At 64.6% G+C, this 12,929-nt stretch carries 12 protein-coding genes and 1 tRNA gene; 5 read left to right on the top strand and 8 right to left on the bottom strand.

Translation table 11 applies throughout. The features are described 5' to 3' along the window. Nucleotides 1–19: 19 nt before the first annotated feature. Genes BMX78_RS17590 through BMX78_RS17580 form a run of 3 tightly spaced genes read right to left on the bottom strand, consistent with a single transcriptional unit; the run spans nucleotide 20 to nucleotide 1,966 of the window. Entirely contained in the window at nucleotides 20–394 is a 375-nt protein-coding gene (locus BMX78_RS17590; protein ID WP_091422124.1) for a glyoxalase superfamily protein, read from the bottom strand. 45 nt (nucleotides 395–439) lie between these two features. Continuing rightward, nucleotides 440–1,075, bottom strand: coding sequence for a uracil phosphoribosyltransferase (upp, locus tag BMX78_RS17585; RefSeq protein ID WP_013599856.1), 636 nt, complete (start codon nucleotides 1,073–1,075; stop codon nucleotides 440–442). Nucleotides 1,076–1,135: 60 nt separating this feature from the next. Then, a complete protein-coding gene (locus BMX78_RS17580) occupies nucleotides 1,136–1,966 on the bottom strand; it encodes a phosphatase PAP2 family protein (protein ID WP_286139108.1) in 831 nt (276 codons plus the stop codon). A gap of 61 nt (nucleotides 1,967–2,027) precedes the next feature. Here BMX78_RS17580 and BMX78_RS17575 point away from each other — a divergent pair, with 61 nt between their 5' ends. Then, nucleotides 2,028–2,534 (top strand): nucleoside deaminase, encoded by a 507-nt coding sequence (locus tag BMX78_RS17575; protein ID WP_091422121.1) that lies wholly within the window; start codon nucleotides 2,028–2,030, stop codon nucleotides 2,532–2,534. 26 nt (nucleotides 2,535–2,560) lie between these two features. Here BMX78_RS17575 and BMX78_RS17570 read toward each other — a convergent pair whose 3' ends face one another. From BMX78_RS17570 to BMX78_RS17550, 5 genes are all read right to left on the bottom strand, one after another. Beyond that, complete coding sequence (locus BMX78_RS17570; protein ID WP_091422118.1) at nucleotides 2,561–2,911, bottom strand: DUF3846 domain-containing protein; 351 nt, start codon at nucleotides 2,909–2,911, stop codon at nucleotides 2,561–2,563. Nucleotides 2,912–2,975: 64 nt separating this feature from the next. Further along, nucleotides 2,976–4,073 (bottom strand): glycosyltransferase family 4 protein, encoded by a 1,098-nt coding sequence (locus BMX78_RS17565; RefSeq protein WP_091422116.1) that lies wholly within the window; start codon nucleotides 4,071–4,073, stop codon nucleotides 2,976–2,978. A gap of 4 nt (nucleotides 4,074–4,077) precedes the next feature. Further along, nucleotides 4,078–4,476: a 6-pyruvoyl trahydropterin synthase family protein gene (locus BMX78_RS17560; protein ID WP_091422113.1), complete on the bottom strand. Its 399-nt coding sequence runs from the start codon at nucleotides 4,474–4,476 to the stop codon at nucleotides 4,078–4,080. A gap of 3 nt (nucleotides 4,477–4,479) precedes the next feature. Beyond that, nucleotides 4,480–5,538, bottom strand: a complete 1,059-nt coding sequence (locus BMX78_RS17555; RefSeq protein WP_091422112.1) for a zinc-dependent alcohol dehydrogenase — start codon at nucleotides 5,536–5,538, stop codon at nucleotides 4,480–4,482. Nucleotides 5,539–5,872: 334 nt separating this feature from the next. Continuing rightward, nucleotides 5,873–7,828, bottom strand: a complete 1,956-nt coding sequence (locus tag BMX78_RS17550) for an HNH endonuclease signature motif containing protein (protein WP_091422282.1) — start codon at nucleotides 7,826–7,828, stop codon at nucleotides 5,873–5,875. Between the two features lie 565 nt (nucleotides 7,829–8,393). Between BMX78_RS17550 and BMX78_RS17545 the strand changes: the two genes are divergently transcribed. The 4 genes from BMX78_RS17545 to BMX78_RS17525 all read left to right on the top strand — a co-directional run bounded on the left by BMX78_RS17545 (nucleotide 8,394) and on the right by BMX78_RS17525 (nucleotide 12,724). After that, nucleotides 8,394–8,483 (top strand) — tRNA-Ser (locus BMX78_RS17545). 516 nt (nucleotides 8,484–8,999) lie between these two features. Beyond that, nucleotides 9,000–9,992 carry a patatin-like phospholipase family protein gene (locus BMX78_RS17535; RefSeq protein ID WP_091422107.1) on the top strand — a complete coding sequence of 331 codons (993 nt, stop codon included), beginning with the start codon at nucleotides 9,000–9,002 and terminating at the stop codon, nucleotides 9,990–9,992. Between the two features lie 207 nt (nucleotides 9,993–10,199). Next, nucleotides 10,200–11,795 carry a PucR family transcriptional regulator gene (locus tag BMX78_RS17530; RefSeq protein ID WP_091422102.1) on the top strand — a complete coding sequence of 532 codons (1,596 nt, stop codon included), beginning with the start codon at nucleotides 10,200–10,202 and terminating at the stop codon, nucleotides 11,793–11,795. Continuing rightward, nucleotides 11,792–12,724 (top strand): glutaminase, encoded by a 933-nt coding sequence (locus BMX78_RS17525; RefSeq protein WP_091422100.1) that lies wholly within the window; start codon nucleotides 11,792–11,794, stop codon nucleotides 12,722–12,724. Before BMX78_RS17530 ends, BMX78_RS17525 begins: the two co-directional genes overlap by 4 nt. Nucleotides 12,725–12,929: the final 205 nt, after the last annotated feature.

The following is a 12,929-nucleotide window of genomic DNA, read 5'->3' as shown; positions in this document are numbered from 1 at the left end:
CCCATTCTGCCGGTAGATCTCAGCTTTCGCGGCCCGGGATGTACTGGACCGCCCACTTGTTGCCATCGGGATCGGCAAAGTACACGAAGTGGCCCCATTCCTGCACGTCCACGTCGCTGACGTCCACTCCGTTGTCCTTCAGGTGCTTGTGGGCCGCGTGGATATCGTTGACCACCAGTTGGAGGTTCGACCCGGAGCCGGGAGGCGCGTCCGTAAGCCCTTCCCCAATGCAGATCGAGCAGGCCGAGCCGCGGGGGGTCAGCTGGACAAAGCGGATGGAGTCCGAGGGACGCTCATCAAAGTCCGGGTTGAACCCCACCTTGTTGACGTAGAAATCCTTGGCGCGGTCCACGTCCGATACAGGGACAAACACAAGTTCCAGTTTCCAGTCCATCCGCACAGGCTAGCGGCGCGAGGGGGAATGGAAAAGGGTTGTGGGCTAGCCTGCGATGCCGTACAGGCGGTCGCCTGCATCCCCGAGCCCGGGAACGATGTAGGACTTCTCGTTGAGCTTTTCGTCGATGGAGGCCAGGACGATGGTGACGTTCGCGCCTGAGAGTTCCTCTTCCAGCTTGGCCAGGCCTTCCGGGGCGGCCAGCAGGCATATGCAGGTCACGTCGGAGGCGCCTCGCTTGAAGAGGAACTTGATGGCTTCGCGGAGGGTCCCGCCGGTGGCGAGCATGGGGTCCAGGACAAAGATCTGCCGGTCCGTGAGGTCTTCCGGGAGGCGTTCGGCGTAGGTAATGATGTCCAGGGTTTCCTCGTCGCGGGCCATGCCCAGGAAGCCCACCTCGGCAGTGGGGACAAGCTTGGTCATTCCCTCGAGCATGCCCAAGCCGGCGCGCAGGATAGGCACCACCAGCGGGGTGGGCTTGGTGAACGCGGTTCCCACGGTGGTGCTGACCGGCGTTTCGATGGTGACCGGTTCGGTGCGGACCTCACGGGTGGCCTCGTAGGCGAGCAGCGTCACCAACTCCTCCGTCAGCTGCCGGAAGACCGGGGACGGAGTGTTTTTGTCCCGCAGGACGGTGAGCTTATGGGCGACCAGGGGGTGGTCCACAACGAGAGTGCGCATGGGTCAAAACTACCACCCGGTAGTTGCGCACATCCCCTGGCCTCAGCCCCGTGCGCCTGTCTATGGGGGGCCGCCGTCGCTCCTTCCTGGAGTGCCGCCGTCGTGCGTTGCCGCAGTGCCGGCGCCCTGCTGCTCCTCGCCGGAATGGTCCTCGCGGATGACCGGATGCTCGAACGTGGGGGCAGGCCCGGCATGCTCGCGCTTCCGGATCAGATGGAACAGCCGGTGGGCAAGGATCACCATGCACACCCAGGCGAGCCCCAGGGACCACCCGGCCATCACGTCCGTGAGCCAGTGATGCCCCAAAAAGACGCGGCTCAGGCCCATGGCGATGATGAAGATCACTCCGGCGGTGATGGCTGTAATCCTGGCCCAGAGGATCTGGAACTGCAGGCACATGATGTAGACCAGCACCCCGATCACCACAGTGGTATTCAACGTGTGGCCGCTGGGGAAGGACGGCGTTGACTCGTAAGGCGGAACTGCTTCCGAATGGTCCGGGCGGGTCCTGCCTACCAGGCGCTTGCCGAACGTGGTGGCCGTGGTGGAGACGAGCGCTGCCCCGCCCACCAGGACGATGGGTCGCCAGGTCCGGCTCAGGAAGGTCAGCCAAGCCGTGAGAATACTGGCGAGGATCGGCATTCCGATTCCGCCGCCCACGTTGGTGAAGCCGGTGGCGAAGGCATCGAGTTCCGGGTTCCGCAGGGTTTGCGAGTATTCCAGGGCAGGAATATCCAGGCTGGCCAAGCCTTCGTCATCCACCACATTCGCATAGACCTCGGCTCCGAGCAGGGCCAATGTGAGCACCAGGGCCCCGCCGATGATCAGGGTCAGCCACAGTGCCGCATACGGCTTGATCCACATGTCCACACGGTCTCGGACGGTGCTCATTATGCCTCCCGGCGGATGTACGTCACGGGCTCCGGATATCCTTTGAAACTATCATTGAGCCATGGTCTCCGCAGAGAAGAATCACGATGTGTGGATGGGTTTTGCCCTGGCGGAGGCCCGCGGTGCCCTGGTGACTGAGGATGTGCCGATCGGCGCCGTGGTGATAGGGCCCGACGGCGCTGTGCTGGGTTCGGGACGGAACCAGCGGGAGGAGCTGGGAGACCCCACCGCCCACGCAGAGGTGGTGGCCATCCGGGAGGCCGCTGCACGGTTGCGGGAGCTGTCCATGGCCGACGGCGGGAGCGGAGACGGCTGGCGGCTGGCGGACTGCACCCTGGTGGTGACGCTGGAACCGTGCGCCATGTGCGCCGGCGCGATTGTCCTGGCCCGGATCCCCCGCGTGGTTTTTGGGGCGTGGGACGAGAAGGCCGGCGCCGCTGGTTCGGTGTTTGACGTCCTCCGCGAACGCCGGCTCAATCACTGGGTTGAGGTGTACGCGGGGGTGCGCGAGGCCGAATGCGGCGGGCTGCTGCGGGACTTTTTCCTGGAGCACCGAACGCGGATTTAGGGTGCTTTGTTTCAAGCCCCGATTTTTCAGGCTGCCCGGGCGAAGCCGAAGTGTTGCTCCGCCAACCGGACCAGGTGCTCCGGAACGTCCGCTTCCTCCCAGTGCCTGCCCCGACCCAGAAATACGGCTGTTCCGCGTACAAGGTGGCCGTCCACACCGCACTCGCTCAGCAGCTGGGTTGCGCGGAGGTTGGGAAGCAGGCCCGACGCGTGACCCTCCGCGTTCACGTAGACGTGCCAGTCTCCCCGGATGATGCCCTCCGCGGGCCCGCCAACCAGCTGTTCCAGGTCGCGCGGAAGGTCTTCCAGGCGCTCCAGCCGCAGGGGGTCCGTACTGTTCGCCGGAATGATCAATGCTGTGTAATTTGCCGTGTTCACGATGGTTTCTCCACCTGAATTAACAGCTGTGAGCGATCGGATGTTCCCGCTGCATCGGCGGCACCTAGGGCTCTGTGTCCCTTGTTTCTGAGCCTTCCATGGTGGTGACTGCCTCCAGCACAAGCCGGGCCGGCCGCTCCCATCCGGGCAGCCTGTCCCTTGTCTCCAGGGCTGAAGCCCGCCACGCTTCCCTGGTGCCGCCGTCCTGCAGCCAGTCCCGCAGCACTCCCGCCAGGAGGGCCGGATTTCCGGGAGCATCATTGGCCTGGAAGCTCACGGCCGTTCCCGGCAGCCGCCCGTTTTTCCCGGCGCCAGGCGCGGCAAAGCTCAGAGCCTCCACAGCGCCGGTTCCTGCCCGTACCACCGCGGGGATTCCGTGTGCCAGCGATTCCGTGACCACCATGCCGAATGCCTCAGCATTTGAAACCAGGACGCTGAGGTCTGCACGGTTCCATTCTTCTTCGAGTGCCGGGCCCTTCCGTTCACCGGTTATCCGCACCCGGCTCTCCAGCCCATGAGCGGCGACGGCTGCACGCACATGTCCGGCGTATTCCGGGTCTGCCTCGTCCGAACCCGCCAGTGATGCGGTCCATTCGAGCTCCCTAATTTGGGCCAGGGCTTCGACCACCAGCACCTGGTCCTTGTTCGGCAACAGCGCGGCCACGGTAATGATGTGCGGCGGAACCGAGCCTTCCGCCAACGGCGCGCTGTCAGTCCCGGGCAGGGCGACGCGGAGTCCCCGCACGTGGTGGCGCTTTTCGAGGATGTCCGCGGCCCAACTGCTGGTGCAGATGACTCCCGAAGCCGCGCGAAGCGACCGGGCCTCAAGATCGAAGTTTGCCGGCGCCGGCATATGCACCAGTACCCAGGTTTCCCGTCCGGCTTTGGCGGCAGACTCCAGCGAATCAGGTGCACCCATGGCGATCAGTCCGTCGACAATTACCACGGCTGCCCCGGGCACCTCGCCAGGTTCCCCTGCGCCAAGCATGGTGCCCAGCCGCCGTCGTTCCTTTGCGCTGGATTGCGGCCAGGAGCCTTCCACTGGGAGCACTTCCACTTCGGCACCCAAAGCCCGCATCCCCGCTACCAGCCGGGCGTTGTAGACGTTGCCGCCCGAGTTATGGCGGATGTTGGCGGGCACGAGCAGCCGAAGCGAGCGCATGGGTTCAGGCGGCGCGAAGGTCCAGCGAGTAGGTTGCCCAGGCGTCGGGGTTCTCCCGTAAGGTGACGTCGATTCCGGCGAGCTGGCCGCCGTCGTCGTCTTCCTTCAGCTTTTCCGCCACGGACTGCGCGATGTATCCCGCCAGGGCCTCGGTGGTGCTGAGCTTGCCTTCGAAGTCAGGGTGCTCGTCCAGGTTCCGGTAGTTCAGCCCGGCCAGCACCTCCTCGATGATGGTGCCTGCGGCGCCGATGTCCAGGACAATGGCGTTTTCGTTGAGAGTACGACGCCGGAAAGCCACCTCCGCGACAAACGTTGCCCCATGGAGGGCCTGGGCAGGACCAAAAGCCTCCCGGGGAAGGCTGTGGGCGATCATAAAATGGCGGCGGACGGTCAGGCTGAACATGGGCTACCTCTGGTCTTCGGCGGATGCTTCGCGGATGGGGTTATCGGGCTTGGCTTCCAGGGAGTTTTCGTCCTGGGGGTACTCGATGACGTGGCACAGTGCGTCCAGCGTGCCGTCTGCCAGTTCCTGCACCACGCCGGGCAGTTCGGAGAACGGTGAAGATCCGGTCAGGAACGCATCGAACACCGGATCGGCTAGGAGTGATACTGCCAGGTCCAAGCGGTCGGCGTTGGTCCTGCGATGCCGCCGCGCCCGCGCCACTGCTCCTACCTGGCTGGCCCTGATGGACAGGCGGCGGGCGTGGAAGTCTTCTCCCAGCGGGAGGGTGACCTCGCGGTTGGCGTACCAGGACATCTCGATGACGTCGCCTTCATCACCCACCAGCTGCAGGCTGCGCTCCAGCCCTTCCTGGGAAGCGGAACAGTGAAAAACGATGTCGCAATCGGCAAGGGCATCGTCCGGGTGGACGAACTCCACACCCACGGTGTCTGCAAGCTGCTTCCGCCCCGGGTCCAGGTCCACGAGTTGCAGGCGCTGCAACGGAAAGCTCCGCAGCAGGGCAGCAACCATGCCGCCTACCAGGCCGGCACCGACGACGGCGACGCGGTCACCCAGGCGCGGACCGGCCTCCCACAGGGCATTAACGGCTGTTTCCACTGTTCCGGTGAGGACCGCGCGCGGGGACGGTACGTCATCCGGAATTTTGGTGAGCGCAGCCAACTCCACTACGTACAGGTCCTGATGCGGGTTCAGGCAGAACACGCGCTGGCCGATCCACTCCGCCGGCCCTTCCTCCACCACGCCTACGGACAGGTAGCCGAACTTCACAGGACCGGGGAAGTGCCCCTCCTGATGCGGGGCGCGCATCTCTTCTGCGACCCGGGGCGGGACCGAGCCGTGGTGGACCACCATCTCCGTGCCTTTGCTGATTCCCGAGTACAAGGTACGAACCAGGGCCTCACCTGCTCCGGGTGCCGGCAACTCCTCGGGCCGGAGCTCACCGTGCTCCCGGGCCGTTGTCCAGTAAGCCGTTGCATGTCTTGGCGCGCGTGAATTAGTCATCTTGCTGATGAATCTAGCTGCCTTGGTGCGTTGGGGAAAGTTGAGGCAGCAATGATTGCCGCGTTGCTGCTTCCTAACCGCAGACACTCTGTACGCTCGGTGGGCCCGCCCTCGCGGGATCCTCGATTCGGACGGCGCTTTCGGGTCCGGCCCCATTCGATCCCGGCATACTCGACCCGCACGTTCCTGTTTCCCCAGGCACACCGAGCGCACGCGCAGGGTTCCAAGGCGCTCTCGACTCGGACGACCTTTGTCCCCGACACACTCGCCCGGGTCACATTCGATGGCACTCCATCTCCGCAGCCTCAAGCATTACGAAGCCCTCCACGACGGTTCACGTGACGCCAGCGTTTGCATCATGCGCCATCTCCGGGAAGAAATCTTCCGGGATCGGGTCTTTGGTGGTGTCTGCCGATAGGAACCAGTCCGCGAAGGTCTCTTCGGGAATCTCGTTTCGCCAAGATTCAGCGGCAGCTGAGTAGTCCGGCGGTGGCCATTTCTCCAACGGGTCGCGGGATGGTGGGCACAGATCTGACGGGTCATCGGGCGGTTCCCATCGGTCGAGGAGGGCATCGAAGGCGCGGATGCTTTCCGGCACGGCGACATCTGGCCAGTGGGGTGGTTCCCAGTCCTGGTGTTCGCTTTTGTAGTGCCTGCCGGTGGGTGAGGTCCAGCCGGGTGGTTCGGTTTTACTGGCCGGGGTGGGTTTCCAGCCGCTCGTGTGGCGCAGCTTGTGGTGTTTCGGGCAGGGCTGTCCCAGGTTAGAAATCCCCGTACTGCCGCCTATATCCCAGGCGAGAATATGGTCCGCCTCATTGTCCAGAGATGGGTTGTTGCAGCCGGGGAACGGGCATTTGCCGTCCCGCAGCCGAAGCCATTGCCGCATCGCCTTGCTCACCCGGTAGTTCGTGCGGCCGATCTCCAGCGGCGCCCCATCCCGCGGGTCCACCAGGACACGGTAGAACGAGGCCGCACCGTCGGCGACGAGCCTGCGTGCCATCGAAGGCGGGATGGGTCCGTGTCCGTCCAGCATTGCTGGCTCATCAGTTGAGCCCATGAGAGAGAAGACCGGCACGGTGACCAGCACTTGTGCCCGGATCCCCGACAACGGGCCCGGCGCTGTTCCTGCACCGCCTCCATCACCGGCAAATTCATCGCCACCGGGCGCACCGGCCAGGTTGTTCCCGGGCTTGAGTTCAGCGCCTGCACTGTCCGTCTCGTCGTTCCCGGCACTGGTGTGGCCGCCGGTACTGTCAGCACCGTTGCTGCCACTGCCGGCCCTGCTGGCAATGCTGTCATCGCCAGCCCCATGGTCCTCGCCGGCACTGATTTCAGGGCCAGTCTTGGGGTCGTCGCCGGTACTGGGGCTGGTTTCACTGCCGGTGCTGTTGTCGCCGCCGGTACTGTCAGCAACACTGCCAACTGTGGTGCCGGTGTTCAGGAGCGATTCGGTGAAGGTGTCGGCTTTAATCTCGGGCAGGGTGCGGGGCTCGGTGGGGCCTTGCTTGCCGCGGGCGATGGCGGTGAGCCTGTTGCAGATTGCTGAGGCGTGGTCTGCTGGAAGGAGTGCGGCGACCCAGGCCATCCCGTCGTTGTCCGGCCAGTACTCCACCCGCCGGTCCGCCAGGGACTTGGCGTGGCGTTTTTCCAGGCTTTCGGGGTGGTGGCGTTCCCGCCAGGTCCTGGCCCTGGCCTTGAACCGGTACGCCGGCATTTCCCCGATCGGGCACCCGCGGGCCGCGCCCGGGGCATCCGGGTCCAGGAAATGGGCCTCCAACGCCGCCGCAGCAGCAGGGTCCAGGCAGGAGGTCTGCTCCACCATGGTCCGGGCATGGGCCCAGGACATCGTCCCGGCCTGCAACGCCGCCAACGCCCGCGGCAACGACGTGGTCAACGCGTGGGAGTCAGCCAGCAGGGCGCCGGCGGCCCGGTCGCCGATCGCCAGCGCGCACCCGACCTCAGCCACCAGGCTCCGGTCCTGCGCCGACGCCTCATAAGGAGACGACGCCGGACCATTCAACGCCTTCGTCCCCTCAGCCACCACTGTCACGGCCAGTGCCTTGACCGCCGCGATTTTCGCTTCCGACCGACCCACCGCCGCCAAAACATCCAACGCCCCATCCACCAACCGCTGCAACGGATCATCGGGGCCGTCGGCGCCACAGGAAACAGAACCGGACGCGTCCCGACCGGCCCCCGCACTGTCCTGGCCAGTCAGCACAGCCACAAACGCAGCGACCGAAGCATCAACCGCTTCCTCAGCCTCCACCACCGCCGGGTTCGTTTCCATACCTCCATCATCCTGCGGGGGTATGACAAAACCGGGCGCCTCGGAGAGCGCAGCGAGCGCACCAGCGACCTCCTCCACCTGCACCACCGCCGGGACTGTTTCCATACCGCCATCATCCTGCGGGGGTATGACAAAACCGGGCGCCTCGGAGAGCGCAGCGAGCGCACCAGCGACCTCCTCCACCTGCACCACCGCCGGGTCCGTTTCCATAGCCCCATCATCGTGAGGGGGTCTGACAAAACCGGGCGCCTTCCAACGCGCAGCCACGGCACCAGCGACCTCCTCCACCTGCACCACCGCCGGGTCCGTTTCCATACCGCCATCCTCGCGAGGGGGTCTGACAAAACAGCGCCCGTTGCGGCAGTCCCCCACAAATTCTTCAGGCTTTTTTTGAAGCTCCTCCCCAACTCGCCTGCTAGACATCGCCTCCCCGCGCTGCGTGCCCGTGCTTAGCAAGGTCAGGCAGCAGGAAGGGCGGACGAGCAAGACGGAAAGCGGGGCAAAGGGCCTCTTCCGTCAGCCCGTTTTGGGGTTGGGCGCCTCGCTCCGGTACCCTATTGAGGTTGGTGACGTGTCCGAGCGGCCGAAGGTGCAACACTCGAAATGTTGTTTGGTGTAAAAGCCAACGTGGGTTCAAATCCCACCGTCACCGCCAATATGAAAGGCCCTGCTTCCCTTGAAACAAAGGGAAGCAGGGCCTTTTTGCTGTTCGTTCCAATGCACGTGGGCCATCTGAGTAGTGGAGCGCAAGCGGCCGCGGCAGCACCGCCGTCGGGCTTCATCAGGAAGTGGAGCGATGGGCCAAAAGCGGGAAGAGCTGATCACCCATTGGGGTTCAAAAGCCAGCTCCGAAGCAGCAGGCCACGCTGAATTTCAAAACCTTAGCCGCCACGGATTTTCCGCGCGGTCACTGGGAAGCACGTCCCTCCCGTACACGCGTTTTGTCCTATATCCCGGCGTCTTTGAGCCGGCGCAGGGCAGCCAGCGCTAAGGTGCCGTTGTGGAGCACGGGCTGGCGTGGTAGTTTTCCCGTGATCGTGATCTATCAACAGGAGGTGAGTCCCATGAACGCAGTATCCGCATTGGGCGCTCCCCTGGAGTCCACGATCGCGCGACACAGATAGTCGCCGCCGGGAGCGCCACCACAGGCAATTCGCGAAAGGCGACTCCCATGAACACAACATCTTCTTCCCCTCTGCACTCCGCCCCGACGCCGGCTTCTGGCCCGTCCAATGCCGACCAGGATCGGCAGCAGCCTGACCCCACAAAACGGGCACACTCAACGAGCCGGGCCCTCGTCCTTGGCGGCGGCGGATCGACAGGCAACGCCTGGCTGATCGGCGTCATGGCCGGCCTGTTCGATAGCGGGCTGGACGTCACCACAGCCGATCTGACTATTGGAACTTCAGCCGGCTCCACGGCCGCAGCCCAGATAGCTGGTGCGTCGCCGTCTGAGCTCTTTGCCGCCATCCTTGCCGCTGCGCCGCCAAAACCGCCTGTTCCGGCTGGATCCGTCCCGGAACGCGGTGCCACCAGGCCTGTGACCGACCACCTGGAGAGGATCAACAACATCATCGCCTCCTCTGAGAATGCGGCTGACATGCGCCGGAAGATGGGTGCGGCAGCACTGGGCATGGAGGCGGCGTCGGACGGTTCCTGGCAAGCACAGTGGCGCAGCATCGTCGCCGCGCGGCTGGACAGTCAGGGGTGGCCGCAACGAAGGGTGCTCATCACCGCGGTCGATGCCAAGACCGGCGAACCGGCGGTCTTCGACCGCCACAGCGGAATCGACCTTGTGGACGCCATCGCCGCCAGCTGTTCCAGTGGCCTTCCCTACAGGATCGGAGATATCCCCTACATCGACGGCGGCTACCGGTCCAACGCAGAAAATGCCGATCTGGCAGCCGGATACCAAAGGGTGCTGGTGCTCTCACCTTTCGGCGGAAAATCACTGGTCCCGAAGCACTGGGACGTGCACCTCGCAGCCCAGGTCGCCGAGTTACGGGCGCATGGCAGCAGGGTCGAGACGATCTTCCCGGACAGCAAAGATGAGCACATGTTCGGCGCGAATGCGATGAATCCCTCGCTCCGTCCGCCCGCTGCACAAGCCGGTTACCAGCAAGGTGAGGCCCTTGCCGGGCAGCTGGCGGACTTCTGGCGCTGAGCTCCGGTCCACGCGCTGAAGCTCCCAGCGGCGCCGCCAGCCAAGCCGCGGCCGGCATAAGGGAAGAGCAGGCTTCCCGGCTTGGACAGCGGTCCGAAAAAGGGCCACCGAATTGGGGTAGCCTCACAAATTCTGCGGGATCATGGCTGGATACCATGGGCTGACCGGACAGAGCCGTCCGGTGGCCGATCGACGCAGAAGGAACCCATGACCGCGGTTACGGTGGACCACATCCTTTCGGATCTCCCGCTGGGGTTCGCGAGCCTTATCCTCCGCCCGGCGAACGGTTCTCCCATCGAACGTTTCCTGATCGCTGACGCTGAGGATGAAATGCCCGACGGCGTTGGCGCGTTTGTCCTCTTGATTGGGGTCCGCGGGCGGTCGGCTTTGCCCGCGTTGCGGCGGCTCCTGCAGAACCCGCCGCCGGTGGTCGCCGTCAAGGGAACGCGCGAGGAGCTCGCCGAGGCTGAGGAGCTGCTGCGCGACGCAGGCACCGGCCTGCTCCTGGTGAACCCGGCTGCCGACTGGGACCGTCTGCTCTCCATCGCGAAGGACCGGATCCAGCCGCGCAGCTATCAGAGCGAAGTCCTGACGCTCCTGGAAGAAGACCTCTTCGCGATCGCCCAGACCACGGCCAGGCTCACCTCGAGCCACGTGGTCATCGAGGACGCCGCCAACAAGGTCTTGGCGTACTCCACCGTCTCGAACGACATCGACGAGCTTCGCAAGGCCTCCATCCTGGCCCGCCGGGGTCCCCGGAAATACGAACTGTTGTTGAAGGACCTGGGCGCCTACCGTGAACTGCACGGAACACGGCTCCCGGTGCGCGTACCGGCAAGGCCCCAGGACGGGCTGCGGGAACGGGTGGCCATCACGCTCTTCGCCGGGGACCGGATCATGGGCTACATCTGGCTGCAGGAGACCGGCGACGGCTTCGGCCCCGATGTTGACCATGTGCTGAAAGGTTCAGCCGCCCGGACCTCAACTGAGCTGATCCGCTACCGCAACCAACAGTCGGTGCACATGCGCGAAGACCGGATTGCGCGGATACTTTCCGGCCCGGCGGAGGCGGCAGCCAGTGCGCACAGCGAGAAGATCCCCGCAGAACGCCCGGCGGCGCTGATCCTGATTGGGATATCCGATGCGGAAGCCCAGGCCGACGACGCCGCCCTGAAGCACGGCGAGCTTGCCAACCTGGCGTCCATCCACGCGGCCGCCTACAAAGCCTCGGCAATTGTGGGTCAGTTCAAAGGCGATACCGCAGTAATTGTCCCAGGCCTGCAGTCCGCAGCAGCCGAACCGGGACTCCGGGCACTGGCCGAGTCGATCGTCCGCGATGCACGCAAACACCTGGGCATCACCCCGTTTGCGGCGGTGGGTCCCGTGGTCCCTGACCTTTTGTCCATCCACTCCATCACCCGCATCGCCGAGGCGCTGTTGAGGTGCGTCGGCGGGGGAACCCAAACATCCGTGGCCACAGTGGACGACTTTGAGGCAGAGATCCTTTTCCAGGAGGCAGTGCAGAATTTTGCGTCCTCGACCTTCCGCCACCGCACCCTCTCGGCGCTGCTTCGGGACGACCCTGAACTGGCCGAAACCCTGCGGACGTACTTCGAAGCCTCGCTTGACGTTGCCGAATGCGCCCAACGGATGAAACTGCACAAGAACACCGTCTACTACCGGATCAGCAAGGCCTCCAGGGTGACCGGCCTGGACTTTGGAAACCCCCGGGATTCGCTGGTGGCCTTGCTCCATATCCAGGAATGGGCCGGAACATCCTCACAACAATCAGGCAGGAAATGACTACAGCACTTGAGGCGCCGCCACTAGGCCCCCTTCTGGACGACCTCGTCCAAAGCCACCGCCCGGGGCGGGAGACCGGTTCCGTCCCGGCAAACATTCCGTTCCTGGCCGACGTTCCTTTCGACACCTTCGGAATAGCCGTTGCCACCACGTCCGGCCAGCTCTTCAGCTCCGGTGACGCTGGGGTCCCCTTCTCCATCCAGAGCATCTCCAAAGTGTTTACGCTGGCCATGGCACTCCAGGGCGACACGAGCGGAACCCTGTGGACCCGCGTCCTGCGTGAGCCCTCCGGTACCGCGTTCAACTCCCTTGTCCAACTGGAGGTGGAACACGGAATCCCGCGCAACCCCTTCATCAACGCCGGCGCACTGGTGGTCACGGACCACCTCATGGAAGGAACGGCCGACGCCGCCACGCGGCTTTTGCGGTTCCTCACCACAGAGGCCGGCAGCAGCGGGCCGTACATCGATGAGGCGGCAGCGTCCAGTGAGCTGTCCGGCAGCAGCCGGAACCTGGCACTTGCGCACTTCCTGAAGGATTTCGGCAACCTGAGGCAGCCGGCGGAATCAGTGGTGGAGAACTACGTCCGCCAATGCTCCATCATGATGACCTGCGTCGAACTCGCCAAGGCCGGGCTCTTCCTGGCCCGGGAGGGCCAGGGAACGCTCGGACGTGTCCTGTCCGCCAGCGATGCCAAACGCATCGGCTCCATCATGCTGACCTGCGGCATGTACGACGCCGCCGGAGAGTTCGCGTACCGGGTGGGCCTTCCCGGTAAGAGCGGTGTGGGCGGTGGCATCCTGGTCATCGTTCCGGGTGAGTGCGCCATCTGCGTCTGGAGCCCCAGGCTGGATGCCAAGGGCAATTCCCTTGCCGGGACTGCTGCCCTTGCCGATCTTTCCGACCGCACCGGCTGGTCCGTCTTCTGACGCTGCCGCTGCCGAAGAATCCACAAATTTCCCCCACCCCAGTTAGATCTCCCCAGATCGAAAGGATCACCCATGTCCAACAACCCCAATGACGAGGTTGCAGTACACGAGATAGACGGTGGGCATGCGCATGCCTCCGAGAGCTCCCTTCACGCGGAGGATAAGGGCTATCACAAGAATTTGAAGCCGCGGCAGATCCAGATGA

It is taken from the genome of Arthrobacter sp. OV608 (assembly GCA_900110595.1).
In the GTDB taxonomy this organism is placed as follows: Bacteria; Actinomycetota; Actinomycetes; order Actinomycetales; family Micrococcaceae; genus Arthrobacter.
Note: the sequence above shows the minus strand (reverse complement) of the source record. Positions and strands in the feature narration are given on the sequence as shown.

Excerpts from the sequence above, each read along its gene's own strand:
- BMX78_RS17590 (WP_091422124.1), bottom strand. The coding sequence starts at position 394 with ATGGACTGGAAACTGGAACTTGTGTTTGTCCCTGTATCGGACGTGGAC.
- upp (WP_013599856.1), bottom strand. The coding sequence starts at position 1,075 with ATGCGCACTCTCGTTGTGGACCACCCCCTGGTCGCCCATAAGCTCACC.
- BMX78_RS17580 (WP_286139108.1), bottom strand. The coding sequence starts at position 1,966 with ATGAGCACCGTCCGAGACCGTGTGGACATGTGGATCAAGCCGTATGCG.
- BMX78_RS17575 (WP_091422121.1), top strand. The coding sequence starts at position 2,028 with ATGGTCTCCGCAGAGAAGAATCACGATGTGTGGATGGGTTTTGCCCTG.
- BMX78_RS17565 (WP_091422116.1), bottom strand. The coding sequence starts at position 4,073 with ATGCGCTCGCTTCGGCTGCTCGTGCCCGCCAACATCCGCCATAACTCG.
- BMX78_RS17560 (WP_091422113.1), bottom strand. The coding sequence starts at position 4,476 with ATGTTCAGCCTGACCGTCCGCCGCCATTTTATGATCGCCCACAGCCTT.
- BMX78_RS17555 (WP_091422112.1), bottom strand. The coding sequence starts at position 5,538 with ATGACTAATTCACGCGCGCCAAGACATGCAACGGCTTACTGGACAACG.
- BMX78_RS17550 (WP_091422282.1), bottom strand. The coding sequence starts at position 7,828 with ATGGAAACGAACCCGGCGGTGGTGGAGGCTGAGGAAGCGGTTGATGCT.
- BMX78_RS17535 (WP_091422107.1), top strand. The coding sequence starts at position 9,000 with ATGAACACAACATCTTCTTCCCCTCTGCACTCCGCCCCGACGCCGGCT.
- BMX78_RS17530 (WP_091422102.1), top strand. The coding sequence starts at position 10,200 with ATGACCGCGGTTACGGTGGACCACATCCTTTCGGATCTCCCGCTGGGG.
- BMX78_RS17525 (WP_091422100.1), top strand. The coding sequence starts at position 11,792 with ATGACTACAGCACTTGAGGCGCCGCCACTAGGCCCCCTTCTGGACGAC.